Source organism: Natrialba sp. PRR66, assembly GCF_034808065.1.
Lineage (GTDB): Archaea > Halobacteriota > Halobacteria > Halobacteriales > Natrialbaceae > Natrialba > Natrialba aegyptia.
Map to the genome: position 1 here is coordinate 1 of NZ_JAXHGN010000238.1, position 241 is coordinate 241.

The following is a 241-nucleotide window of genomic DNA, read 5'->3' on the forward strand; positions in this document are numbered from 1 at the left end:
CGAGTTGTTGGGGACGGACCCTCGAACGCTGTTCGTGGACGCGGACCAACTGGACATAGCCGCAGACATGCGAGAGCGGGTCGTTAGCGGGGACCTCAGCACCGGCACAGTGGAGGCAGTGACTGAGACACCCGACGGCGACCTGCTGGAGTTAGAGTCGTACTATCGACTGCGAGCGGAACCTGCTGACGGTGAGTTTCCGGGCAGTGTCGGGGTTGTCAGAGATGTCACCGAGCGTAAT

At 61.4% G+C, this 241-nt stretch carries 1 protein-coding gene; it reads left to right on the top strand.

The window, feature by feature from the left end:
- Positions 1-34: 34 nt before the first annotated feature.
- The coding region (locus tag SM755_RS24095) for a hypothetical protein (RefSeq protein WP_323174895.1) at positions 35-241 on the top strand (207 nt) is incomplete at its 3' end.